Raw genomic sequence first — 23,009 nt, 5'->3', positions numbered from 1 at the left:
GCTCACAGGGAGGTCACCGCCGTGCCGTCGGCGCCGGTGGCGCCCCGGGTGTAGCGGGGGTGGATCAGTCCCACACAGCTGTACGGGAGTTCGCCGACCTCCTCGACGGGTACGCCGCGCTGGGCGGCGAGCAGGCGTACGTGGTCCAGTTCGGCGCCGGCGCCCGCGCGGGCGAGGATCTTCCAGGGGACGCGGCGCAGCAGTACCCGGGTGGTCTCGCCGACACCGGGTTTGACCAGGTTCACATCGTGGATGCCGTACTCCTCGCTGATGCGTTCGACGGCGGCCCAGCCCACCCAGGTGGGGGTGCGGTCGGCCGCGAGCAGTTCCTTGACGTCGGCGGCGACCCGGGCGGCCGTCTCGTCGAAGCGGGCGGCGACGGTGTCGAGGAAGAGTTCGGAGACGTCGGCTCCGGCCAGCTCCCGGTAGAACTTGGCGCCGTGGTAGTCGTCGGGGCCGACGAGGTCCGCACGGAGGACGGTCCGTGAGACCAGCCCGGAGACGGTGGAGTTGAGGCAGGCGGAGGGGATGAGGAAGTCGTCGCGGGTGCCGTAGGTGCGCACGCAGCCGCCGGGGTCGGCGAGGACGGCGATCTCGGGGTGGAAGCCGTCGAACGCGGCGAGCGCGGCGGTCAGTTCGCGGGTGATGGCGCCCTTGCCGGTCCAGCCGTCGACGAAGACGATGTCGGCGGGGTCGTGGTGGTGGCGCAGCCAGCGCAGGGCGTTGGCGTCGATGCCCCGGCCCCGGACGATGGAGACGGCGTAGTGGGGCAGGTCCAGGCCGTGCCGGCGGCGGGCCCAGCGGCGCATGAGGACGCCGACGGGGGTGCCGGCGCGGGCGAGGGAGACCAGTACGGGGCGGGGGGAGCGCTCGGCGAGCACGGTCTCGGTGACGGTGCCGACGGCCCGCGCGATCCGGGCGGCGGAGCTGTCGAGTGCCGTGCGGAACAGCCGCTGGTACTCCTCGGAGGGCTGGTACTCCACCGGCAGTGACTCCGCGTAGTGGGCGCCGCCGCTCTGGATGGCCTCCTCGCGTTCCTCGGTGGGTGCTTCCAGTTCGGCGTGGGACAGGTCCTGGAGCAGCCAGCCGACGTCCTCGGGGGCGTACGAGGAGAAGGCGGGGCCGCGCAGGGGCCCGGCCAGCCGGCCCGCTGCCGCGGCGGCGTGTCCACCGGCGGCCCGGGGGGTCTTCGGCACATGGCTGGGGACGACCACGAGCAGCACCCGGGGGGTGTGCTCGGTGAGCCGGTCGAGGAGCCCGCCCGGCGCGTGCAGCGCCGGGGTGTCGGCGGCCGAGTCGACCACGGCGACGACCGCGTCGAAGTCCCCGCCGGCCACGTTGTACGCGTACCGCTCGCCGGGCCCGTCGGCCGGGTCGTCGTGGGCGGGGAAGACGAGGCGGGTCCGTATCGCGTATCCGGGGTCGTCCACGGCGAGCACGGGTGAGCGGGTCGTGGTGGAGAAGCGGACCTCGGTGCCGGCCGACAGCTCCTCCAGGGCGGTGGCCAGGCGCAGCGGCGCGTACATCAGCTCCTCGCAGCCGAGGACGAGGATCCGGCGGGGAGCGGCCCGCGGTGCGGCGGCCTCTCCCGGCGCGGCCAGGGCGGCGGCCAGCCGGGCCGCCATCGCGGGCAGCGCTGCCTCCAGCCGCTCCCGGTGGGCGGGGAGGAAGCCGTGGCGGCCGCCGTCGGGAAGGCCCTCGGGCCAGCCGATGCCGACCCGCCGGGCGCCGGGCGCCCGGCGCGGGCCCCCCGGTCCGGGCGGGGCCGATCCGTACCGCTCCACCAGCTCCGCGCCCGCCGCCAGCACCCCGTCCGGCAGGACGGTCCGCCCCGACGCCAGGGCGACCAGATCGACCCGGGCACCGGTCTCCCGGGCGAAGGCGTCGAGCCGGTCGCGGTCCCCAGGGCCCCGCATGTCGACCAGGGCGACGATCACGTACCGCTCGCGCGGGTGTGCCCGGTGCAGTTCGGCGAGGGTGTTGAGGACGGTGTTCCCGGTGGAGAACTCGTCGTCCACCAGGACGAGCGGGCCCGGCCGTGCCAGCAGCGCGGGGTCCTCGGGCAGCAGCAGATGGGAGGTGGCGTGGGAGTGGGCCTCCTCGAAGCCGCCCGCGCGCGGCACGCCGGGCACCGGGCGGCGGGTGGAGTGGACATAGGGCGCGAGGGCGAGCCCGTCCGCGACCGAGTGGCCGAGGGCGGTCGCGGTCTCCGCGTAGCCGACGACGACCGCGCGGGCCGCTTCCTCGTCGCCGAGGAGGGCGCGGACGCGCTGTCCGAGCCCGTGTCCGGCGCCGTGCACCACCGCCGGGGACTGCGGCACATGCTTGCCCAGGACGTTCGAGACGAGCAGATGGGCCCGCTTGGGGTTGCGGCGCAGCGCGAGGCCCAGCAGCCCGCGCAGCCGCTCACCCCCGCCTTCTCCGTCCCGGTCGTTTCCTTCGAGGCGGACGCCGAGCCGTTCGGCGACCCAGGTTCCGGACCACACCACCGTGGTTGTCTCATCTCTCCCGGAGGCATGCCCGGGGTCCCTGCCGGGGCGTCGGTGACCCCCGGCGTCGTATCGCGTATCCCGCGTGTCCTGCTTGTCCCGCGCGCCCTGTATGTCCTCCGTGTCCCGCGTGTCCCCCGTGTCCCCCGTGTCCCGCCGGGCGGTCATCCGGCGGTGATCCCGGCCGTGAGCAGCTCCGCGAACCCGACCTCCTCCCGGGCGACGCCGAAGACCCCGGCCCGCAGCAGGGTGCGCTCCGCCCAGGCCCGGTGCGGCTTCACCTCGTTCATCTTGTTCGTGTACGCGGAACGCAGCACCCCGCCCCCGCCGCGCTCGGGGCGGAGGATGTCCTGGGCGTCGCTGTACTCCTCGTGGCTGACGACGGACAGGGCGTGCACCGGCAGGACGTGGGAGGGGTGGATGCAGGTCTTGCCGGTGAGGCCGTTGACGCGGTCGAGTTCGATCTCGCGGAGCAGCCCGTCGAGGTCGTCCTCGATGAGGGAGTCCCGCAGGTCCTCGGCGCGCAGCTGGAGGAAGGGGCTGCGCCGCAGCTGGGGTTTGAACATGCGCTGCTGGAGCCGGAAGTACTCCCAGACCGGCCCGGTGACGGTGTAGCCGGTGCCGTCGGCGCGGCCGAGGACGTTGACCACGTCGGCGATGACGGAGGCGACGATCTGTACGTCGTACGCGGTCATGTCGGGAGGGCGGCGCAGCCCGTAGGCGGAGCAGAAGTCGGTGACGCCGAGCCGGAGCGCGAGGACGCGGTGGCGGTACTTGTCGACGGTACGGGCGATTCCGGCGAGGGTCTCGGCGCGGGTCTCCAGATGGAGCAGCTCGGGCGACTCCAGCACGGGCATGGCGAAGAGGCGGTGCCCGGTGGCGGTCTCGGCGGCGGTGAGCGCCTCCAGGAAGGGCACTCCCCGCTCCTCGGTGAATTTGGGAAGTACAAAACCGGACAGTCTGCTGATGGTGGGGCCGAGGCGGGTGGCGAGATCGGTGATCTGCTCGGGCTCCCGGACCCGGATGAAGAGCAGGGGGTGCTCGGCCTCCCGGGCGGCCAGCTCGGCGAAGTGCCGGACCAGATTCTCCTCGGCGCGCACGACCTCGCCGTCGTCGATGGAATCCTCCAGGCAGAGGACCATGGAGACGACTCCGGCGGCGGACTGTTTCAGGATGTCGGCGGCGAGCCGGGGGCGGGTCGCGGGGCTGTAGAGGGTGGCCCCGAGGGCGGCGGCGAGGGTGTGGGCGGGGGACTCGGCGGTGAATTCGCCGGGCTCCCGATGGAAGAGGCGTGCACGGGCGGCAGCCGAGAGGTGCCCGAAATGACGCATGAGTCTCTCCCGTGTCGCTGAGCGGCCCGCCGTCTGGCATGGCCGGTAATAGTACGTATGGATGTCGGTCGAGAGTTCCCGTCCCCCATGAACGGCGGGTGACGCCCGGGGGCGCGGAAGATCACCCGCACCGTGAACGGCGGCACCCGGGCCCGGCGGCGGGTCCGCGTTGTCCGGCCGGGCCCGGGGGAGGCAGGATGACGGGCATGACGCACGCGATGATGAAGGGCTCGAACGTCCCGCTCGACGTCACGGCGGTACGGGCCGTGCTGCGCTGGACCCCGGGGCCCGGGGTCCCGGACGTGGACGCGTCGGCGCTGCTGCTCGGGCCGGACTCCCGGGTGCGGTCGGACGAGGACTTCGTCTTCTACAACCAGCCCCGGCACCCCTCCGGGCTGGTGCGCCGGCTGTCGAAGAAGCGGGTGGGCGACCATCTGACCGACGCGGTCGAGGCCGATCTCACCGCGCTGGACCCCTCCGTCGACCAGGTGGTCCTCGCGGCCTCCTCGGACGGGGACACCTTCCGGCATGTGCACGATCTGCGGATCATGGTCTTCGACGCGGCGGCGGCCGACGGCGAGCCGCTGGCCGTCTTCGATGTGGCGCCCGACACGGGCGAGGAGACCGCGATCATCTGCGGCGAGCTGTACCGGCGGGGGGACGCCTGGAAGTTCCGCGCGGTGGGGCAGGGGTATCCGACCGGGCTGGTGGGGCTGGCGACCGAGTTCGGGATCTCGGTGGACGAGTCCGGGTCGGAGGCGGAGACGGAGGCCGTTCCCGCCGGTACGGGGACGGCACCCACCGCGCCGGTGCCGCAGCCGGCGGCGGGCGGCTACGGCTATCCCCACGGCACCCCGGAGCCGCCGGCCCGCCCGCCGGCCGTGGGGGACCCGGCGGCCGCCGGGGCCGACGGGCACCGGCCGGGGTACGGCTATCCGCAGCCCGCCCCCGCTCTCGTCCCCGGCGCCGAGTTCCGGCTGCCGCCCATGGGACCGCAGTTCATACGGCCCTGAGCCCACCGGCACCGCTGCCGCCGCCGACCCGGGCCCCGGCTCGCGAAACAGCTCCGGCCCCTGCCCCGGCTCGCGAAACGGTCCCGGCCACGGCCCCTGCCCCGGCTCGCGAAACAGCTCCGGCTCCGGCGAGGCTAGGCACGGGTCTTGTAACCGCGGCCCCACTGGAGACCCCAGCCGTAGAGTCGGTCCAGCTCCGCCTGGAAGCCGTAGACGTACTTCACCTCACGGCGCACGGTCAGCTCGCCCTTGGTGTTCTCCAGCATGAAGACGGCGCACGAGCGGGCCTGCGGGGCCCGCTCGTCCAGCTCGATCTCCACCCGGGGGCCGCTGCTCGGATAGAGCGTGACGATCGCGTGGGTGCGGTCGAAGGCCGGGGTCTGGTCGTAGATGTAGACGAAGAAGAGCAGCCGCCTGATCTCTTCGTGATGGTCCAGATTGACATAGGCCGTCTCGCCGGAGCCGGAGCCGAAGCGGTCGTCGCCGCTGATCCCCACATACGGCTTCTCGGTGGTGGAGCCGAGGAAGTCGCCCAGCGGCTGGACCACGCCCTTGCTGCCGTCGGCCAGCTCGTAGAGGCAGCCCAGGTCGAGGTCGACGTTGACCATGCTCTGGGTGTGGGCCTGCACCACCTCGGGCTTGAAGAGGCTGAGCGGCCGGCGCAGCAGCTGCCCGCGCTCCCGGTAGGGGGCCCCGATGTCCGAGGCCCGCATCCGCCAGGAGAGGTTGACCCGCAGATGGCCGGTGGCGGCGCCCTGTTTGGTGAGGGAGACCGCCGGGCGCCTGCGGGTCAGCGAGATGGTGTTCGCGGCGACGCCGCCCATGTCGAACTGCGTCGAACTCCGCTGCCACAGCCAGTCCCAGACAGCCATGCCCCGCCCCCAATCGTCGTGGTCCCACCCCGGCCGCCCCGGCCCCCCGTGCCAGGAGGGGGGCCGGCGCCGCGCGGCTCCACCACCGTATGGCGGGAGAGCGCCCCGGCCCAGACGGCGTGATGCCGGCCGTCGGCCCGGCGGGGCGGCTCCGGGTCCGTGTCCCGGAGCCGCCCCGCTGTGAGCGTTCCTCATTCGGAGGGCGGTCACACCCCGGTTTCGGAGTGTGGCTCAGCCTTTTCGCCCGGCGGGATCCGGGAGAGGGGTCTGACCGGCGGCGGCGAGGGCCCGGTTCCGGCGGACCGAGGACCAGAAGGACCAGCCGATGAGCGCGACCCCGATCAGACCGGTGACCATCTCGGGGATCTCGTACTGGATGGTGATGAGCAGGATGACCGCGAGGGCGCCGATGGCGTAGTGGGCGCCGTGCTCCAGGTAGACGTAGTCGTCGAGGGTGCCCTGCCGGACCAGATAGACGGTGAGCGAGCGGACGTACATCGCGCCGACGCCGAGGCCGAGGGCCATCAGCACGATGTCGTTGGTGATGGCGAAGGCGCCGATGACCCCGTCGAAGGAGAAGGAGGCGTCCAGGACCTCCAGGTAGAGGAACATGAAGAAGGCCGCCTTGCCGCCGATGGCGCCGACGGTGACCTTCTTGCCGCTGCGGCGGGCCTTCTCCTCGGCCTCGTGCTCGCGCTCCTCCTCCTCTTCGAGCTTGTTCTCGAAGTAGCCGGAGAGGCCGCCGACGACGAGATAGGTGATCAGGCCCGCGATGCCGGAGAGCAGCACGGTCTCCGCCTTGTCGGCGTGTCCGCCGCCGTGCTGGTGGGCGTTCTTCGCGAAGGTCAGCGCGCTGCCCAGCAGGACCGCCAGGGCGATGCAGACCGACAGCATGTCGACCTTGCCCAGCTTGGCCAGCGGCCGCTCCAGCGGCACGAGCCACTTGATCTCCCGGTCCTCGAAGATGAAGTCCAGGAAGATCATCAACAGGAACATGCCACCGAAGGCGGCGATCGACGGGTGGGCGTCGGTCACCAGCTCCTGGTACAGGTCCTTGTCGTTGAGGGCGAGATCGACGGCCTCGATGGGGCCGAGTCCGGCGCTGACGGCGACGATGAGGACGGGGAAGACCAGCCGCATGCCGAAGACGGCGATCAGGATGCCGATCGTGAGGAAGATCTTCTGCCAGAAGGCATTCATCTTCTTCAGGATTCCGGCGTTGACCACCGCGTTGTCGAACGAGAGCGAGATCTCCAGGATGGACAGGATCGCGACGATGCCGAAGGCGGCCCAGCCGCCGTAGAGCACCGCCAGGACCAGCCCGAGCGCGGTCACCGCGAACGACCAGCCGAAGGTTTTCAGAACCACTGGCACCCAATCGTGTCGTGGGGTCCCGGGCGGGGACCGGGGGATGGCTCCCCCGTACCAGTGGCCGGATCCCCCTGCTCTGCGCGGACTTACGAGATGTTGACTCCAAAGTCGAGCGCGATGCCCCGCAGACCGGAGGCGTACCCCTGGCCGACCGCGCGGAACTTCCACTCTCCGTGGTACCGGTACAGCTCGCCGAAGATCATGGCGGTCTCCGTCGAGGCGTCCTCACTGAGGTCGTAGCGGGCCAGCTCCTGGCCGTCGGCCTCGTTAACCACCCGGATGAAGGCGTTGGCCACCTGGCCGAAGGTCTGGCGGCGGAGGTCGGCGTCGTGGATGGAGACCGGGAAGACGATCTTGTCCACGGCCGTGGGGACCAGGCCGAGGTCCACGATCAGCGACTCGTCGTCGCCGTCGCCCTCGCCGGTGAGATTGTCCCCGGTGTGCTCGACGGAGCCCTCGGGGCTCCTGAGGTTGTTGTAGAAGACGAAGTGGTCGTCGCCCAGGACCCGCCCGCCGCCGCAGAGCAGCGCGCTGGCGTCCAGGTCGAATGCGGCCCCGGTGGTGGTGCGGACGTCCCAGCCCAGGCCGATCAGCACCCGGGTCAGATCCGGCGCGGCCTTGGACAGGGAGACATTGCCCCCCTTGGCGAGTGTGACACCCATGGTTCCTGTCCTCCCCGACGGCAGATGTCGCTCGCTGTCCGCGCGCTCACGGACAGCTCCCCGCAGGGCCGGCGCCGTCCCGACGACCCGGTGCACGGGGTGTCCGCGCAGGCGCGTCCGGCGCCGCACCCCGGCTGGGTGCGGCGCCGGACGCGCGCGGCCCGGACGGGCCCGGACCGGCGGACGGACCGGGCCACCAGGGGCCGGTCGCCGCCCGTCCGGACGACTGAGCCGTGCTCAGACGTTGACGCCGAAGTCCTGCGCGATACCGCGCAGGCCCGAGGCGTACCCCTGGCCGATGGCGCGGAACTTCCACTCCGTGCCGTGGCGGTACAGCTCGCCGAAGACCATGGCGGTCTCCGTCGAGGCGTCCTCGCTCAGGTCGTAGCGGGCCAGCTCCTGGCCGTCGGCCTGGTTCACCACGCGGATGAACGCGTTGCGCACCTGGCCGAAGGACTGCTGACGGCCCTCCGCCTCGTAGATCGAGACGGGGAAGACGATCTTGTCGACGTCGGCGGGCACCGTCGCCAGGCTCACCTTGATCTGCTCGTCGTCGCCCTCGCCCTCACCGGTGAGGTTGTCACCGGTGTGCTCGACGGAGCCGTCGGCACTCTTGAGGTTGTTGAAGAAGACGAAGTTCCCGTCGACGGTGACCTTGCCCTCGGCGTTGGCCAGCAGGGCGCTGGCGTCCAGGTCGAAGTCCGTACCGGTGGTGGTGCGGACGTCCCAGCCGAGGCCCACGACCACAGCGGTCAGTCCGGGCGCGGCCTTGGTCAGCGAGACGTTGCCGCCCTTGCTGAGGCTGACTCCCACGAGTCCCTCCATTGATGTATCAGGGGCAGCGCCCCCGTCGTGCGTTCTTGTACCGGATCAACGACTGGATCCTAGTGACCGGTTCCCGGGCGGGACAGGCTTTGACGCGAGTGGACGCGCGGAGGTCGTGCGGATGTCACGCGAAGGCCGTCCGCCGATCGCTCCGGACCCCGCCGGAGCCCCCTGTTCCGGGGCCCCGCGGGGGCTCGGACACCGGCCGGTCAGAGCGCGGCGAGCGCCGCGAGGTACTCCTTGGGGTCGCGTGCGTCGGCGAGCGTGTTGACGACCTTCCAGCGGACCACGCCCGCCTTGTCGATCACGAAGGTCCCGCGCACGGCGCACCCCTTCTCCTCGTCGAAGACCCCGTACGCCCGCGAGACCTCGCCGTGCGGCCAGAAGTCCGACAGCAGCGGATACTCCAGGCCCTCCTGCTCGGCGTAGACCCGCAGGGTGTGGATGGAGTCGTTGGAGACGGCGAGCAGCGCGGTGTCGTCGTTGTCGAACTGCTCCAGCGCGTCGCGGAGGGCGTGCAGCTCCCCGGTGCAGACGCCGGTGAAGGCGAAGGGGTAGAAGAGAAGGACCACGTTCCGTTCGCCCCGGTGGTCGGCCAGGCGGACGGTCCGGCCGTGGTTGTCCCGCAGGACGAAGTCCGGGGCCCTGGTGCCGACCTCGATCGCCATGACGTACGCGTCCCTTCCGCTCCGGTGATCCGTGATCCGTGATCCGTGATCCGTACGGTTCTCGCTCCCGTACGGGGTGACGGGTCCACCCTAGGCCCCGGCCCGGTGATCCTTGCGGGGCCCTTCGGCCCCACCGCATGGGCCGGCGGCCCCGGAGCCGGGTACGCGAAGGCCCCCTCAGGCGGTGCCGGAGGGGGCCGGGGCACATGGCACACGGCTCATGGCCCAGGGCATACGGTCCGGAACGCAGGGCTCCGGAGCGAGCCAGGTCTTATCGCCCGGGGCGTCGGCACCCGGGTCTCACTCTCTGTGACGACTACCGCTTGGGGGCCACCAGCCTGGTTCCGACCCAGTCCTTGGCGACGCTGATGCTCTTGGTCTGCGAGAGCCCGGCGGTCTGTGCGGCGTCGTTGACGTCGCTGGGCTCGATGTAGCCGTCCCGTCCGGTCTTGGGGTTCAGCAGCCAGATCATGCCGCCGTCCTCCAGCAGTCCGATGGAGTCCACCAAGGCGTCCGTCAGGTCGCCGTCCTCGTCACGGAACCAGAGGACGACCACGTCGGCGACGTCGTCGTAATCCTCGTCCACGAGGTCCTGGCCGATCACGGACTCGATGCCCTCACGGAGATCCTGGTCGACGTCGTCGTCGTAGCCGATCTCCTGGACCACCTGTCCGGGCTCGAACCCCAGCCTCGCTGCCGGGTTGGTCCGCTCCTCCGCGTGGTCCGCGGTCGCGCTCACGGCTTGCCTCCTGATCATGTTCGGTAGATGCTGCGGCCTCGCGCGTACGCGTGGCGTTGGCCGTAGTCCACACGGGCGGGACGGATCGCGCAAGTACCCGGCCGCCCGGACCGCCGAAACGGTGACGTTTGCGCCCGTCCCGACGCAACTCCAGACACGTTCGGCCACGATCCGTGCAAGGTGCCACACGATTCAGCCGCGTTTGCCACTTTACGTCGACCGACGGTGTCCTTTGGAACCGAACACCCGAACGTGACCCGTCGCCGCCCCGGGCGTATGGTGACGGTTTACCCCCGCGCAGGGCCGCCTACCCGCCCGCCCCGGGGTCACACCCCCCTTCTCCGCCCCGCCGCGCCGGCCGTACACCGAGGCCCGGGGCCCGCCGGAGAGCGCGCCGGAGCACTTCGCGGACGCCGACACAGCGATCTTGGGTTACCCCCCGGTAAAGATGACGTTTAGCGCCTCGGGGTACACGATGGGATGCGGTACGGCACCGCCTGACAGCTCTGCGGGAAGTCCCGACGGATCCTTCCGGCAGTCCTCTCCGAGCAGCGAAGGAATAGCGTGGCTTCCGGAACAGATGGCAACCCGATCATCATTGGCGGCCTTCCCAGCCAGGTCCCGGACTTCGACCCGGAGGAGACCGGGGAGTGGCTCGACTCACTCGACGCCGCCGTGGACGAACGCGGCCGGGAGCGCGCGCGCTATCTGATGCTCCGGCTCATCGAGCGCGCCCGCGAGAAGCGTGTCGCCGTGCCCGAGATGCGCAGCACGGACTATGTGAACACCATCGCGACCCGGGACGAGCCCTTCTTCCCCGGCAATGAGGAGATCGAGCGCAAGATCCTCAACGCCACCCGCTGGAACGCCGCCGTCATGGTCTCCCGGGCGCAGCGGCCCGGGATCGGCGTCGGCGGCCACATCGCCACCTTCGCCTCCTCCGCCTCCCTCTACGACGTGGGCTTCAACCACTTCTTCCGGGGCAAGGACGAGGGCGACGGCGGCGACCAGATCTTCTTCCAGGGCCATGCCTCCCCCGGCATCTACGCCCGCGCCTTCCTCCTGGACCGCCTCAGCGAGGCCCGGCTCGACGCGTTCCGCCAGGAGAAGTCCAAGGCGCCCGACGGGCTCTCCAGCTATCCGCACCCCCGGCTGATGCCGGACTTCTGGGAGTTCCCGACCGTCTCCATGGGCCTCGGCCCGCTGGGCGCGATCTACCAGGCCCGGATGAACCGCTTCCTGCACGCCCGGGGCGTCGCCGACACCTCCCGTTCCCATGTCTGGGCCTTCCTCGGCGACGGCGAGATGGACGAGCCCGAGTCGCTGGGCCAGCTCACCATCGCCGCCCGCGAGGGGCTGGACAATCTGACCTTCGTGGTCAACTGCAACCTCCAGCGTCTCGACGGCCCGGTACGCGGCAACGGCAAGGTCATCCAGGAGCTGGAATCGGTCTTCCGGGGCGCCGGCTGGAATGTGATCAAGCTGGTGTGGGACCGCTCCTGGGACCCGCTGCTCGCCCAGGACCGGGACGGCGTGCTGGTCAACAAGTTGAACACCACCCCCGACGGCCAGTTCCAGACATACGCGACCGAAACCGGCGCCTACATCCGCGACCACTTCTTCGGCGGCGACCACCGGCTGCGCGCCATGGTCGAGAACATGACCGACGAGCAGATCCTGCACCTGGGGCGCGGCGGCCACGACCACCGGAAGGTGTACGCGGCGTTCCAGGCGGCCAAGGAGCACCGGGGGCAGCCGACCGTGGTGCTCGCGCAGACCGTCAAGGGCTGGACCCTCGGCCCCAATTTCGAGGGCCGCAACGCCACCCACCAGATGAAGAAGCTCACCGTCGCCGATCTGAAGGGCTTCCGGGACCGGCTGCACCTGCCGATCACCGACGCGCAGCTGGAGGGCGGCCTGCCGCCGTACTACCACCCCGGGCGCGACTCGGAGGAGATCCAGTACATGCACGACCGGCGACGGGCGCTCGGCGGCTATGTGCCCACCCGCGTCGTGCGGGCGAAGCCGCTGACGCTGCCGGAGGACAAGACGTACGCGGCGGTGCGCAAGGGCTCCGGCCAGCAGTCGATCGCGACCACGATGGCCTTCGTCCGGCTGCTCAAGGACCTGATGCGGGACAAGGAGATCGGCCGCCGGTTCGTGCTGATCGCGCCGGACGAGTACCGCACGTTCGGCATGGACTCCTTCTTCCCGAGCGCGAAGATCTACAACCCGCTGGGGCAGCAGTACGAGGCGGTCGACCGGGATCTGCTGCTCGCGTACAAGGAGTCCCCGACCGGGCAGATGCTGCACGACGGCATCTCCGAGGCGGGCTGCACGGCGTCGCTGATCGCGGCCGGCTCGTCCTACGCCACCCATGGCGAGCCGCTGATCCCCGTCTACGTCTTCTACTCGATGTTCGGCTTCCAGCGCACGGGCGACCAGTTCTGGCAGATGGCCGACCAGCTCGCGCGCGGCTTCGTGCTGGGGGCGACGGCGGGGCGGACCACCCTCACCGGTGAGGGCCTCCAGCACGCCGACGGCCACTCGCAGCTGCTGGCGTCGACCAACCCGGGCTGTGTGGCGTACGACCCCGCGTACGGGTTCGAGATCGCGCACATCGTGAAGGACGGCCTCCGCCGGATGTACGGCCCCGACGCCGAGGACGTCTTCTACTATCTGACCGTCTACAACGAGCCCATCCAGCACCCGGCCGAGCCGGAGAACGCGGACGTCGAGGGCATCCTCAAGGGCATCCACCGCTTCGCGCCCGGGACGGCGGGCTCGGTCCCGGCGCAGATCATGGCGTCCGGTGTGGCCGTGCCCTGGGCGCTGGAGGCCCAGCGGATCCTGGCCGACGAGTGGGACGTCCGCGCCGATGTGTGGTCGGCGACCTCCTGGAACGAGCTGCGCCGGGAGGCCGTGGAGGTGGAGCAGCACAATCTGCTCCACCCCGAGGAGGAGCAGCGCGTTCCGTATGTCACCCGGAAGCTGTCCGGGGCGCAGGGGCCGTTCGTCGCGGTCTCGGACTGGATGCGTTCGGTGCCGGACCAGATCTCCCGCTGGGTGCCGGGCCGCTACACCTCGCTGGGCGCGGACGGCTTCGGCTTCGCGGACACCCGGGGCGCCGCCCGCCGCTGGTTCCACATCGACGCGCAGTCGATCGTGCTGGCGGTCCTCACCGAGCTGGCCCGGGACGGCAAGGTGGACCGCTCGGTGCTCAAGCAGGCGGTGGACCGCTATCAGCTGCTCGACGTGCGGGCGGCCGACCCGGGGTCCGCGGGCGGCGACGCCTGATCACCCGTGGGAGTGGGGCGGCGGTCCCGGGCGGGCCGCCGCTCCCGGTGCGTTCCCTACGATGCCGCACATGAAGGAACGCACCGGGCTCGCCCGCTGGGAGGCCCGGACCCAGAATCCCCTGCTGCTGCTCGCCGTGGTGTTCGGCGCGGCGTACGCGCTGCCGATCGTGGCGCCCGGCGCGGATCCCCTGGTGCGGCGGGCGTGCGCGGCGACGGAGTGGGCGGTGTGGGGCGCGTTCGCCGTGGACTACGGCGTACGGCTGGCCCTGGCGCCCGCGCGCTGGGCGTTCGTCCGGCGGCATCCGCTGGATCTGCTGGCGGTGGCGCTGCCCCTGCTGGCACCACTGCGGCTGCTGCGGGTGGTCTCCACGCTGCTGCTGGTGGGGCGGCGGGCCCGGATGGCCTCGCAGCTGACGCTGACCGTGTACGTCGGCGGCGCGGTCGTCGGGCTGCTGATGTTCGGTTCGCTGGCGGTGCTGTCGGTGGAGCGGGATTCCCCCGGCGGCAACATCCGCACCCTCGGGGACGCGCTGTGGTGGTCGTTCACGACGATGACGACGGTCGGGTACGGGGACCACGCGCCGACGACGGGGCTCGGCCGGGTGCTCGCGGTGGGGCTGATGCTGTCGGGGATCGCCCTGCTGGGTGTGGTCACCGCGAACATCGCGGCCTGGTTCATCTCCCGGTTCGAACGGGAGGACGCGGCGGGGCGGCAGCAGACCGAGCTGCTGGAGACGCTGACGGCGGAGGTGCGGGCGCTGCGGGAGCAGGTGGCGGCGCTGTCGGCGGCCGCGCCGCCCGGTGTGGCCGGGGTGGTGCCCCAGCGGCCGGCGCCCGGGGACTCCACCTCCAACTCCAACTCCAACTCCGCTTCCGCTTCCGCTTCCGCTTCCGGGGACGTCAGCTCTCCCAGAGCTTGAACGCCCGGATCAGATACGGGGAGGCGGGCACCCATGTCCCCGAGCCCGGGTAGGTCTCGAACTCCCCCGTCTCGGCGCACTCCGGCGACTGGTAGGTGGTGACCGGGCGTCCGGTGCGGTTGGCCAGTGCCTGTGCCGTGGTGCCCGGCGGCAGCGGGACACAGCTGTCGATGTCCGTCGTGTGCAGCTCGTGGATCCGGCGTGCGCCCCGGAAGTCCTCCCGTTCCCAGAGGCAGAGCGCGCCGGTGGGGCACTCCGCGCGCCGGGGCGGGGCGGTGGTGGACGCGGCGGTCGCGGTGGCGGCGAGGGTGAGGGTGAGAGTCAGGGCGAGCAGCAGGGTGGTGGTCCGCATGGGGTCCCCCGGGATGTCGAACGGATCGTATGACCGCACCCTGACCCCGGTGTCCGGCGGGCGGGCCGGGTTCCGCGCGGGGACCACCCCCATGGGCGACACCGGCCGCCGGCGGCTGACCGCCGCCGTTGACCCGGCGCTCCGTGTCCCCCGTCCGCGCGCCGTCCGCTCCCCCGGACACGTGATCGGTCATCCGGTTCACCCGGGTCGCGCGCTCACGGTTCTAGGGTGTCGCGCAGTGACTTTCTCCGGCCCCTCCCCCGATTCCGATTCCGATTCCCCTTCTGCTTCTGTTTCCGCTTCTGTTTCTGCTTCTGTTCCTGCTTCCGCTTTCGTGTTCTGGCGTACGGCGCTGGTTCTCTCCGTCGTGCTGCTGATGCTCGCGACCACCGGATGGACCGCCGGCCCGCCGTACGCCACGGCTCCGGGTGATCCGCGCACGGCCGAGCTGGAGCGGTGGCGTACGGCCCGGGTGCACGGCCGCCCGCTGCCCGCCGCCGACGGTCCGCCGGGGCACATCGCCGCCTTCCTCGCCTCGGTGGGCCACTCCGGGCGGCACCGGCTGGCCCGCCGCCACCCCCTGGTCGTCGGCAATCTGAACGGCGCCCCCGCGGCCCTGCGCTACCGCGCCAACCGGATCGCGCTCGGCCGTGCCCTGCGCCAGGAGCGCGCCCGCGCGGCCACGGCCCGGCTGAGCGCCGTGGGCCGCGAGCTGACGCTCCGCCGGATCCACCGGCTCCGGACGCTGCTGCGCCCCGGGCGGCAGATCCTCGCCTTCGACCCGGCGGGCCGGGGCCGGGTCGCCGAGGTCCTCGGCGATCTGGACCGGGCGGCACGGATCTCGGTGATCGTGCCGGGCGTCGACACCGGGCTCCTCACCTTCCAGCGCACCTCCCGCCGGTACACCGCGCCCCGGGGGATGGCCGAGTCGCTGTACGCGGCGCAGCGGGCCGCCGCCCCCCGGGTCCGTACGGCGGTGGTCGCCTGGGCCGACTACACGGCGCCGACGGGGATCGGGATGGACTCGGTGACCGGGCGGCTGGCCGGCGAGGGCGCGGTGCGGCTGGCGGCGCTGGCGCGGGCGCTGCCCCGGCGGGCCGGAGTGGCGCTGTTCTGCCACAGCTACGGCTCGGTGGTCTGCGGTCTCGCGGCCCGCCGGCTGCCCGCGCGGGTGACCGACATCGCCGTCGCCGGCAGCCCGGGGATGCGCGCGTCCCATGTGACCGAGCTGGGGGCCAGCGCCCGGGTGTGGGCGACCCGGGACGGCGACGACTGGATCGGGGCGGTGCCCCATCTGGAGGTCGTCGGGATCGGCCACGGCGCGGACCCGGTGGCCCCCGAGTTCGGGGCCCGGGTGGTGTCGGCAGCGGGCGCTATCGGCCATAGCGGCTATTTCGAGCCGGGTACGGAGAGTGTGGTCAACTTCGCCGAGATAGCCGTGGGAGCCTACGAGGGGGTGAGCTGCGCGGGCGACGGCGACGCCTGCCGGAGTGATATTTACCGTGAAGCGGCGGTCTGACGCGCGTAGAACATCATGAACAGCAGGTTGCCCACAAGGGGCGACGCGCGGGCCGGTGACGCCTACGATGATGCGTATGGGTGATGTACTGGCGGGAATTCAAGCCACATGGGAGTTCGAGGCCGACTCCGTGCTCATCCGCTTCGAACGGGGACATCGCACGCCGAAGCTGTTCCAGGCGCTCCGCGAACGCCGCATCCCCCACGAAGCGTTGGCGTCGGTGGCGCTCACTCCGGGCAAGCGGGGGACGGTGGTGCTGCGTCTGGCGCCGAGACCGGGCGCGGATCCCCTGATGGAGGCGGCCGCGGGACAGCTCAAGGAGGAGACGGACCCCTACCGGCTGGTGCTCGCGGCCGACGAGGAGGCCGCGGCCGGGTTCTGGGCGCGGGAGCTGCGCGCGGTGCTGTCCAGTGACGCCGACCGGCCGGCCGACCGGTACGCGGTGGCGGCGCCCAGCGCGCCGCTGCATTTCAAGGCGTACGACGCCCGTGCCTCCTTCGACGGCCGCCAGGTCGACTTCCGCTGGTCGTGGACGGGAGCCTCGTCCACGAAGTGGAAGGCGGGCGACCAGACCTTCGAGGTGAGCGAGTTGAGCGGGGTCGAGTGGCGCTCCCCGGACGCGCCCCACGGCTATCTGCGGCTGCTGCCCCGCGCCGAGCCCGACCGGCCCCCGCAGGTCGACAAGGACCCCGCCGCGGTGGTCTTCGGCCCCCGCAACGGTCCGGTCCACGAGTCGCTGCCGTTCGCCGCGGCGGTGCTGGAGTCGGTGCAGCGGTCGGGGCGCCCGCCCGTACCGGCCCTGCACAGCGCCCGGCGCGACCCCGCCGACATCGCCGAGCGGATACGGCACCTCGGGGAGCTGCACCGGGCGGGGCTGGTCACGGACGACGAGTTCAGCTCCAAGAAGGCGGAGCTGCTGGCGGAGCTGTGAGCGCCCCGGCGGCGGGCCAGCGCCCCGGCGGGCACGGTCCGGCGGGCACGGTCCGGCCGGTGCTCACCGGGTGATACCCCGGTACCCCAGTACGACGCCCCGGGCCCGGGTCACCACCCCGGTATGACGACCCGCCGGCGGGAGGTGCCTAGGCTGACGTGATCATGTCCCAGTCACCCCAGCCCCCGCTGTGGCGGTCCGCCCTCGAACAGACGCGGCTGCTCGCGCGCGGCATCAGCACCCCGTCCCACGCCGCCACGCCCTTCACCACCGCCGCGGGGAGGACGCGACGGCTGCCGTACGTCCTGATGTTCCTGGCCGTCGCCGTGCTGCTGCCGGTCGGTGGCTTCGTCCTGTCCAACGCCTACGGGATGAACGGCGTCGTCGCCGGGTCCCTGGCCACCGTGCAGACCGCCCCGCTGCTGCTCGCCCTGACCCGGCCGCTCCAGGCGTGGTGGATCATCGGCAGCGCCGACGTGGTGGGCGCGCTCGCGCTGCTCGCCTCGCCCGCCGCCGAGAAGGAGAGCGTCACCTGGCCCTGGCCGGTCGCCACCGTCCTGGGCTATGTCCTGCTGATGGTCTGCCTCGGGCTGCGCGAGTCGCGCCACACGCTGCTCGGCGTCTGGTTCCTCACCGCGCTGGTGGGCTTCCTCTTCGAGCTGATACCGCAGACCTGGAGCGACGGCACCCATGTGCTCGTGATCGTCGTGGCCGGCGTGGTGCTGCTCGTCACCGGCGCGCTGCGGGAGCGCGGCGAGGCACAGCGCCGGCTCGTGGCGCAGGAGACCATCAGCGAACAGGAACGCACCCGGCGGACCCTGCTGGAGGAGCGGACCCGGATCGCGCGGGAGCTGCACGACGTGGTCGCCCACCACATGTCGGTGATCACCGTGCAGGCGGACTCGGCCCCGTACCGGGTGCGGGGGCTTCCCCCGGCCGCCGGGGAGGAGTTCGCGGCGATCGCGGCGGGCGCGCGGGAGTCCCTGACCGAGATGCGCCGGCTCCTGGCGGTGCTGCGCAGCGAGGACACGGGCGGGGAGCTGGCCCCGCAGCCGGGGCTGTCCCGGCTCCAGCAGCTGGTGGAGGCGACGGTACGGGCGGGGGTGCCCGTGAGCCTGGCGCCGGGGGCGGCGGTGAAGGGCGTGCCGCCCGCCGTGGACCTGTCGGCGTACCGGATCGTCCAGGAGGCGCTGTCGAACGTGGTCCGGCACGCGCCCGGGGCGGCGGCCCGGGTCTCGGTGACCTCGGACGGTACGGATCTGGTGGTCCTCGTCGTCAACGAAGCTGCGGCGGCGCCGCACCCGCCGCTGGAGACGGCGGCCGGTACCGGGCACGGTCTGGTGGGGATGCGCGAGCGCGTACGGTTGACCGGCGGCACGCTGGACACCGGTCCGCTGCCGGACGGCGGTTTCCGGGTGGCCGCGCGTCTGCCGCTGGGGACGCCCGTACCGGCGGAGGACGACAGGCCATGACCATCCGGGTGCTCATCGTGGACGACCAGGCCATGGTGCGGGCGGGGTTCGCGGCGCTGCTGGGGGCGCAGCCGGACATCGAGGTCGCCGGGGAGGCGGCGGACGGCCGGGCCGGGGTCGACGCGGCCCGCGCGCTCCGCCCGGACGTGGTGCTGATGGACGTGCGGATGCCGGAGCTGGACGGTCTCGCCGCGACCCGGGAGATCCTGGGCGACCAGGACCGGGAGCAGGGCGCCGAGGGGCCCCGGGTGCTGATGCTGACCACGTTCGACGTGGACGACTATGTCTACGAGGCGCTGCGCGCGGGCGCGTCCGGTTTCCTCCTCAAGGACGCGCCGCCGGCGGATCTGATCGCGGCGGTACGGGTGGTCGCGGCCGGGGACGCGCTGCTCGCGCCCTCCGTCACCCGCCGGCTGATCGCGGATTTCGCGGCCCAGCGCCCGGCGCACCGGCGGGATCCGGTGGCCCGGCCGAAGGAGCTGACGCCCCGGGAGACGGAGGTGCTGGAGCTGATCGCCCAGGGCCTGTCCAATCAGGAGATCGCGGCCCGGCTGGTGGTCGCCGAACAGACCGTCAAAACCCATATCGGCCGGATCCTCGCGAAGCTCGGGCTGCGGGACCGGGCCCAGGCCGTGATCTTCGCGTACGAATCCGGCCTGGTCCGGCCCGGCGCGGTCTGAGCGGGTCCCCGCGCCTGCGGCCCGGCTACTCGCGGGAGGCCGAGGTGAACTTCATGGACTCCGGGTAGCGTTCCCCGGCGACCTGCGCGGCCAGCGGCTCCAGCGCGGCGAGGTCGTCGGCGGTGAGCCGCAGCCGGGTCGCGGCGGTGTTCTCCCGGATCCGGTCGGGCCTGCGGGTGCCGGGGATCGGCACCACGGCCAGGCCGTGGACCTCCGCCCGCTGCTGGGCCCAGGCCAGGGCGACCTGCCCCGGGGTGATGCCGTGCTCCCGGGCGATCCGCTTCACGGGGTCGAGGAGCGCGGTGTTCGTCCGCGCGTTGTCGCCCGAGTAACGGGGCAGGTGGGCCCGGAAGTCGTCCGCCGTCAGCTCGGTGGCGGCGTCGGAGAAGGCACCGGTCAGGAAGCCGCGCCCGAGCGGCGAGTAGGGGACCGCCGCGACGCCCAGCTCCACCGCCGCCGGGATCGCGCTGTCCTCCACGTCCCGGCTGAAGAGCGACCACTCGGACTGGAGGGCCGCGATGGGGTGCACCGCGTGCGCCTCGCGCAGCTCGGGGCCGGTGACCTCGCTCAGTCCGAGGTGGCGGACGAGGCCGCGTTCCACCAGCTCCGCGAGCGCGCCCACCGCCTCGGCGAGGGGCACGGACGGGTCCCTGCGGTGCAGGTAGTAGAGGTCGATCACGTCGACGCCCAGCCGCCGCAGGCTGGCCTCGGCGCACCGGCGGATGTACGCGGGGTCGTTGCGGACCGCCCGGTGCGTCGGGTCGTCGGTGCGCTCGATGCCGCACTTGGTGGCGATGACGATCTCGTCCCGGTGGGCGGCGACGAACGGCGCGAGGAACTCCTCGTTGGCGCCCCGCCCGTAGACGTCCGCCGTGTCGAAGAGGGTGACCCCGGCGTCCAGCGCGGCCGTGAGGGTGGCGCGGGCGGCCGCCTCGTCGGTCTCGCCGTAGAACTCGCTCATGCCCATGCACCCCAGGCCCTGGACCCCGACCAGGGGCCCGTCGGTCCCGAGGCGCACCTGTTCGATCCTCTGCTCGCTCATGGCGGTCCGGTCTCCTTGTCGTCGCGGTGGTCGCGGTGGTCACGATGGTGGCGGTGGTTACAGCCGTCTTCCGAGTACGTACGGGTACGCGTCAGGCACGGTCCGTCAAGGGATACGGGCCCCTGGGCCGGTCCGTTCAGCCGGACCCGCACCCGCCGACGGCCAGGCCCGGCACGGCGGCAGTGGCAGTGGCAGTGGCAGTGGCCGTGGCCGCCACCGGCTCCCCGGAGGTCCGCAGGGCCCCGCCATAGAAGTCGATCTTGTGGTCGAGCACCGCGAGGGTCTCCCCCAGCTCGGCGATCCTGCCGAGGACATCGCGGCGGGTCCGGACCAGCAGCTCCCGGCGGGCCGCCATGGTGTGCTCGCCCTCCCGGGTCAGCTCGGCGAAACGGACCATGTCGGCGACCGGCATCCCGGTCAGCCGCAGCTTGCCGACGAAGTCCAGCCACCGCAGATCGTCCTCGGCGAACCGGCGCTGTCCGGTGTGCGACCGGTCGACGTGGGGCAGCAGCCCGATCCGCTCGTACCAGCGCAGGGTGTGCGCGCTGAGTCCGGTGCGCGCGGCGACCTCGCTGATCGTGTACCGGTCCCGCTCCCCGGGGCGCACGGCGGGCCGGGGGCTGCTGTCCATCAGCGTCATGCCCCCCACGCTAGAACCTTGGAGTGGACTCCAAGCAAGCGGAAATCCCCTCGCCCTCGCCCGGATCCGGTCCTATCCTCCGCCCCATGGACCAGGCGCGCCCCGCACAGCCCGCAGCTCCCGCCCGCCCCGCCGTTCCCGAGGACGCGGAGGAGCTGGTCCGGCTCCGCCAGGTCATGATCGAGTCGATGGCGGGCCCCGGCACCGACACCGCGTGGCAGGAGCGGGCCGTCGCGGAGCTGCGGCGGCGCCTCGGCGACCCGGACGGCGATCTCGCCGCCTTCGTGGTGGACCGGCCGGGCGGGCTGGCCGCCTGCGCGGTGGGGACCGTGGACCGCCGGCTCGGCGGCCCCGGCAACCCCGAGGGCCTGACCGGCCATGTCTTCAATGTGGCCACCGACCTCGGCCTGCGCCGCCGGGGCCACGCGCGCGCCTGCACGGCGGCGCTCCTCGGCTGGTTCCGGGAGCGCGGGGTGCCGAGGGTCGATCTGCGGGCCTCGGCCGAGGCGGAGCCGCTGTACGCGTCGCTGGGCTTCGTCCGCACACCCGACCCGTCGATGCGGCTCACCCTCGGCCGACCTTAAGCTCGTACGCATGCAGAGCCTGGCGATGATCGAGAACTGGCCGGTACCGACGGCGGCGGCCGCCGTGGTCCGCGCGGACGGCACGGTGGCGGGCGCGCACGGGCCGCTGACCCACCGTTTCCCGCTGGCGTCGGTGACCAAGCCGCTCGCGGCGTACGCCGTGCTCGTCGCCTACGAGGAGGGCGCGATCGAGCTGGACGAGCCGGCCGGGCCCGAGGGCTCGACGGTCCGTCATCTGCTGGCGCACACCTCGGGCCTGGCCTACGACGAGCACCGCGCGACTTACGAGCCGGGCACCCGCCGTACGTACTCGAACGCCGGGTTCGAGGTGCTCGCGGACCACATCGCCAAGGTCACGGACATTCCCTTCGCGCACTATCTGCACCAGGCGGTGCTGGAGCCGCTGGGGATGGCCGACACCTCGCTCGCGGGCTCGGCCGCCCGCGACGGCGTCTCGACGGTGGCCGATCTGATCCGGTTCGCGGCCGAGGTGCAGCGGCCCCGGCTGCTCGACCCGCGGACGGTGCTGATGGCGATGACCGTGACCCATCCGGGTCTTGACGGGCTGCTGCCCGGGTACGGCCGGCAGCGGCCGAACGACTGGGGTCTCGGCTTCGAGATCCGGGACGGCAAGGACCCGCACTGGACCGGGCTCACCTCGTCGCCGCGCACCTTCGGCCACTTCGGGCAGTCGGGCACCTTCCTGTGGATCGACCCGGACGCGGGCGCCGCCTGTGTGGCGCTCACCGACCGCGCCTTCGGGCCGTGGGCGGTCGAGGTCTGGCCGGAGTTCACGGACGCGGTCCTCGCCGAACTGGCCGCGCCGGGACACGGCCGGGGCTGAGGCGTACGGACGCGGTCCGCGCCGAACCGGCGGCAGCGGGACACAGCCGGGGCTGACGCACCCGGACGCGCGCCCGGTCAGCCGCTCATCTCCCAGACCAGCACCTCCGCCGGGCCGGCCGCCCCGCGCAGCCCGACCGGCCCGCCGCCGCTGATCCGGGCCGCGTCCCCGGGGCCCAGCCGCTCGCCGTCGAGCAGCACCTCGCCCCGGACGACGTGGACGTGGACATGGTCGGCGGCCGCGCCGGGCAGTTCGGTCCGCTCCCCCGCGGCCGGGCGGACCACCCGGAGCACGGCGCCCGCCCGGGGCACCGCGTAGCTGTCGCCGACGGCGCGGACCACCTCGTACGCGGGCTCCCCGCCGGGCTCCAGCGGCGCCAGCCACATCTGGACGAAGACGAGGGGCCGCTCGCCGTCGTTGCGTTCGGTGTGCCGGACGCCGGAGGCGGCGCTGAGCCACTGGAGGTCCCCGGGGCGGACGACGGTGGCCCGGCCGGCCGGGTCGCGGTGGGTCAGCTCCCCCTCGACGACCCAGGTGACGATCTCGGTGTGGCTGTGCGGATGCTCGGCGAAGCCCGCGCCGGGGGCCAGCCGCTCCTCGTTGCAGGCGATGAGCGCGCCGAAGCGGAGATTGCCGGGGTCGTAGTGGGGTCCGAAGGAGAAGGCGTGGCGGGTGGTGATGCCCGCCTCCGGCTCCCCGCCCGGGTAGCGGTCCTCCGCACGGCGTACGTCGATCACTCCCCCACCGTAGGCCACG

At 72.7% G+C, this 23,009-nt stretch carries 21 protein-coding genes; 9 read left to right on the top strand and 12 right to left on the bottom strand.

The features are described 5' to 3' along the window. Positions 1 to 2: 2 nt before the first annotated feature. Both SYYSPA8_RS06405 and SYYSPA8_RS06400 read right to left on the bottom strand, forming a co-directional pair. Entirely contained in the window at positions 3 to 2,489 is a 2,487-nt protein-coding gene (locus tag SYYSPA8_RS06405; protein WP_323445961.1) for a phosphoribosyltransferase, read from the bottom strand. A 164-nt stretch (positions 2,490 to 2,653) separates the two neighbouring features. After that, positions 2,654 to 3,820, bottom strand: coding sequence for an HpcH/HpaI aldolase/citrate lyase family protein (locus tag SYYSPA8_RS06400; protein WP_323445960.1), 1,167 nt, complete (start codon positions 3,818 to 3,820; stop codon positions 2,654 to 2,656). Between the two features lie 206 nt (positions 3,821 to 4,026). Here SYYSPA8_RS06400 and SYYSPA8_RS06395 point away from each other — a divergent pair, with 206 nt between their 5' ends. Continuing rightward, positions 4,027 to 4,833: a TerD family protein gene (locus SYYSPA8_RS06395; protein WP_407705913.1), complete on the top strand. Its 807-nt coding sequence runs from the start codon at positions 4,027 to 4,029 to the stop codon at positions 4,831 to 4,833. A 134-nt stretch (positions 4,834 to 4,967) separates the two neighbouring features. Here the strand turns inward: SYYSPA8_RS06395 and SYYSPA8_RS06390 are convergent, their stop codons facing one another. From SYYSPA8_RS06390 to SYYSPA8_RS06365, 6 genes are all read right to left on the bottom strand, one after another. After that, positions 4,968 to 5,705 carry a TerD family protein gene (locus SYYSPA8_RS06390; protein ID WP_323445958.1) on the bottom strand — a complete coding sequence of 246 codons (738 nt, stop codon included), beginning with the start codon at positions 5,703 to 5,705 and terminating at the stop codon, positions 4,968 to 4,970. 231 nt (positions 5,706 to 5,936) lie between these two features. Continuing rightward, positions 5,937 to 7,073: a DUF475 domain-containing protein gene (locus tag SYYSPA8_RS06385; RefSeq protein ID WP_323446328.1), complete on the bottom strand. Its 1,137-nt coding sequence runs from the start codon at positions 7,071 to 7,073 to the stop codon at positions 5,937 to 5,939. 89 nt (positions 7,074 to 7,162) lie between these two features. After that, positions 7,163 to 7,738 carry a TerD family protein gene (locus tag SYYSPA8_RS06380; protein WP_323445957.1) on the bottom strand — a complete coding sequence of 192 codons (576 nt, stop codon included), beginning with the start codon at positions 7,736 to 7,738 and terminating at the stop codon, positions 7,163 to 7,165. A gap of 237 nt (positions 7,739 to 7,975) precedes the next feature. Further along, positions 7,976 to 8,551 carry a TerD family protein gene (locus SYYSPA8_RS06375; RefSeq protein ID WP_323445956.1) on the bottom strand — a complete coding sequence of 192 codons (576 nt, stop codon included), beginning with the start codon at positions 8,549 to 8,551 and terminating at the stop codon, positions 7,976 to 7,978. Between the two features lie 221 nt (positions 8,552 to 8,772). Continuing rightward, entirely contained in the window at positions 8,773 to 9,231 is a 459-nt protein-coding gene (locus SYYSPA8_RS06370; protein WP_323445955.1) for a peroxiredoxin, read from the bottom strand. 316 nt (positions 9,232 to 9,547) lie between these two features. Continuing rightward, positions 9,548 to 9,970 (bottom strand): DUF3052 domain-containing protein, encoded by a 423-nt coding sequence (locus SYYSPA8_RS06365; protein WP_323445954.1) that lies wholly within the window; start codon positions 9,968 to 9,970, stop codon positions 9,548 to 9,550. Positions 9,971 to 10,534: 564 nt separating this feature from the next. On the opposite strand from SYYSPA8_RS06365, the gene aceE reads away from it, so the two are divergent. Together aceE and SYYSPA8_RS06355 are read left to right on the top strand one after the other, a co-directional pair. Continuing rightward, on the top strand, positions 10,535 to 13,267 hold the full coding sequence (gene aceE, locus SYYSPA8_RS06360; protein WP_323445953.1) for a pyruvate dehydrogenase (acetyl-transferring), homodimeric type: 2,733 nt from the start codon (positions 10,535 to 10,537) through the stop codon (positions 13,265 to 13,267). Between the two features lie 70 nt (positions 13,268 to 13,337). Beyond that, positions 13,338 to 14,189 (top strand): potassium channel family protein, encoded by an 852-nt coding sequence (locus SYYSPA8_RS06355; protein WP_323445952.1) that lies wholly within the window; start codon positions 13,338 to 13,340, stop codon positions 14,187 to 14,189. On the opposite strand, the gene SYYSPA8_RS06350 is transcribed toward SYYSPA8_RS06355, so the two are convergent. Next, the gene (locus SYYSPA8_RS06350; RefSeq protein ID WP_323445951.1) at positions 14,170 to 14,541 is read right to left on the bottom strand and encodes a peptidase inhibitor family I36 protein; all 372 of its coding nucleotides are present in this window, start codon (positions 14,539 to 14,541) and stop codon (positions 14,170 to 14,172) included. The two genes, SYYSPA8_RS06355 and SYYSPA8_RS06350, sit on opposite strands and share 20 nt — an antisense overlap. Before the next feature lie 376 nt (positions 14,542 to 14,917). On the opposite strand from SYYSPA8_RS06350, the gene SYYSPA8_RS06345 reads away from it, so the two are divergent. From SYYSPA8_RS06345 to SYYSPA8_RS06330, 4 genes are all read left to right on the top strand, one after another. Continuing rightward, positions 14,918 to 16,060 (top strand): alpha/beta hydrolase, encoded by a 1,143-nt coding sequence (locus SYYSPA8_RS06345; protein WP_323446327.1) that lies wholly within the window; start codon positions 14,918 to 14,920, stop codon positions 16,058 to 16,060. A 76-nt stretch (positions 16,061 to 16,136) separates the two neighbouring features. Next, positions 16,137 to 16,991, top strand: a complete 855-nt coding sequence (locus SYYSPA8_RS06340; protein ID WP_323445950.1) for a DUF4429 domain-containing protein — start codon at positions 16,137 to 16,139, stop codon at positions 16,989 to 16,991. Between the two features lie 164 nt (positions 16,992 to 17,155). Then, a complete protein-coding gene (locus tag SYYSPA8_RS06335) occupies positions 17,156 to 18,463 on the top strand; it encodes a sensor histidine kinase (protein WP_323445949.1) in 1,308 nt (435 codons plus the stop codon). Continuing rightward, positions 18,460 to 19,143 carry a response regulator transcription factor gene (locus SYYSPA8_RS06330; RefSeq protein ID WP_323445948.1) on the top strand — a complete coding sequence of 228 codons (684 nt, stop codon included), beginning with the start codon at positions 18,460 to 18,462 and terminating at the stop codon, positions 19,141 to 19,143. Before SYYSPA8_RS06335 ends, SYYSPA8_RS06330 begins: the two co-directional genes overlap by 4 nt. A gap of 25 nt (positions 19,144 to 19,168) precedes the next feature. On the opposite strand, the gene SYYSPA8_RS06325 is transcribed toward SYYSPA8_RS06330, so the two are convergent. Beyond that, positions 19,169 to 20,185, bottom strand: coding sequence for an aldo/keto reductase (locus SYYSPA8_RS06325; RefSeq protein ID WP_323445947.1), 1,017 nt, complete (start codon positions 20,183 to 20,185; stop codon positions 19,169 to 19,171). Positions 20,186 to 20,321: 136 nt separating this feature from the next. Beyond that, positions 20,322 to 20,825, bottom strand: coding sequence for a MerR family transcriptional regulator (locus tag SYYSPA8_RS06320; protein WP_323445946.1), 504 nt, complete (start codon positions 20,823 to 20,825; stop codon positions 20,322 to 20,324). Between the two features lie 86 nt (positions 20,826 to 20,911). Here SYYSPA8_RS06320 and SYYSPA8_RS06315 point away from each other — a divergent pair, with 86 nt between their 5' ends. Beyond that, complete coding sequence (locus SYYSPA8_RS06315; protein WP_323445945.1) at positions 20,912 to 21,409, top strand: GNAT family N-acetyltransferase; 498 nt, start codon at positions 20,912 to 20,914, stop codon at positions 21,407 to 21,409. A gap of 10 nt (positions 21,410 to 21,419) precedes the next feature. Further along, a complete protein-coding gene (locus SYYSPA8_RS06310; protein ID WP_323445944.1) occupies positions 21,420 to 22,253 on the top strand; it encodes a serine hydrolase domain-containing protein in 834 nt (277 codons plus the stop codon). Positions 22,254 to 22,330: 77 nt separating this feature from the next. Here SYYSPA8_RS06310 and SYYSPA8_RS06305 read toward each other — a convergent pair whose 3' ends face one another. After that, complete coding sequence (locus SYYSPA8_RS06305; RefSeq protein WP_323446326.1) at positions 22,331 to 22,987, bottom strand: pirin family protein; 657 nt, start codon at positions 22,985 to 22,987, stop codon at positions 22,331 to 22,333. Positions 22,988 to 23,009 lie beyond the last annotated feature (22 nt).

It is taken from the genome of Streptomyces yaizuensis (assembly GCF_034961445.1).
GTDB classification, from domain to species: Bacteria; Actinomycetota; Actinomycetes; order Streptomycetales; family Streptomycetaceae; genus Streptomyces; species Streptomyces yaizuensis.
Note: the sequence above shows the minus strand (reverse complement) of the source record. Positions and strands in the feature narration are given on the sequence as shown.

What these genes read in the sequence shown, in the direction of transcription:
- SYYSPA8_RS06355 (WP_323445952.1), top strand. Translation starts at nt 13,338, where the DNA reads ATGAAGGAACGCACCGGGCTCGCCCGCTGGGAGGCCCGGACCCAGAAT.
- SYYSPA8_RS06400 (WP_323445960.1), bottom strand. Translation starts at nt 3,820, where the DNA reads ATGCGTCATTTCGGGCACCTCTCGGCTGCCGCCCGTGCACGCCTCTTC.
- SYYSPA8_RS06315 (WP_323445945.1), top strand. Translation starts at nt 20,912, where the DNA reads ATGGACCAGGCGCGCCCCGCACAGCCCGCAGCTCCCGCCCGCCCCGCC.
- SYYSPA8_RS06350 (WP_323445951.1), bottom strand. Translation starts at nt 14,541, where the DNA reads ATGCGGACCACCACCCTGCTGCTCGCCCTGACTCTCACCCTCACCCTC.
- SYYSPA8_RS06310 (WP_323445944.1), top strand. Translation starts at nt 21,420, where the DNA reads ATGCAGAGCCTGGCGATGATCGAGAACTGGCCGGTACCGACGGCGGCG.
- SYYSPA8_RS06320 (WP_323445946.1), bottom strand. Translation starts at nt 20,825, where the DNA reads ATGACGCTGATGGACAGCAGCCCCCGGCCCGCCGTGCGCCCCGGGGAG.
- SYYSPA8_RS06370 (WP_323445955.1), bottom strand. Translation starts at nt 9,231, where the DNA reads ATGGCGATCGAGGTCGGCACCAGGGCCCCGGACTTCGTCCTGCGGGAC.
- SYYSPA8_RS06395 (WP_407705913.1), top strand. Translation starts at nt 4,027, where the DNA reads ATGACGCACGCGATGATGAAGGGCTCGAACGTCCCGCTCGACGTCACG.
- SYYSPA8_RS06345 (WP_323446327.1), top strand. Translation starts at nt 14,918, where the DNA reads ATGCTCGCGACCACCGGATGGACCGCCGGCCCGCCGTACGCCACGGCT.
- SYYSPA8_RS06390 (WP_323445958.1), bottom strand. Translation starts at nt 5,705, where the DNA reads ATGGCTGTCTGGGACTGGCTGTGGCAGCGGAGTTCGACGCAGTTCGAC.
- SYYSPA8_RS06330 (WP_323445948.1), top strand. Translation starts at nt 18,460, where the DNA reads ATGACCATCCGGGTGCTCATCGTGGACGACCAGGCCATGGTGCGGGCG.
- SYYSPA8_RS06380 (WP_323445957.1), bottom strand. Translation starts at nt 7,738, where the DNA reads ATGGGTGTCACACTCGCCAAGGGGGGCAATGTCTCCCTGTCCAAGGCC.
- SYYSPA8_RS06340 (WP_323445950.1), top strand. Translation starts at nt 16,137, where the DNA reads ATGGGTGATGTACTGGCGGGAATTCAAGCCACATGGGAGTTCGAGGCC.
- SYYSPA8_RS06335 (WP_323445949.1), top strand. Translation starts at nt 17,156, where the DNA reads ATGTCCCAGTCACCCCAGCCCCCGCTGTGGCGGTCCGCCCTCGAACAG.
- SYYSPA8_RS06325 (WP_323445947.1), bottom strand. Translation starts at nt 20,185, where the DNA reads ATGAGCGAGCAGAGGATCGAACAGGTGCGCCTCGGGACCGACGGGCCC.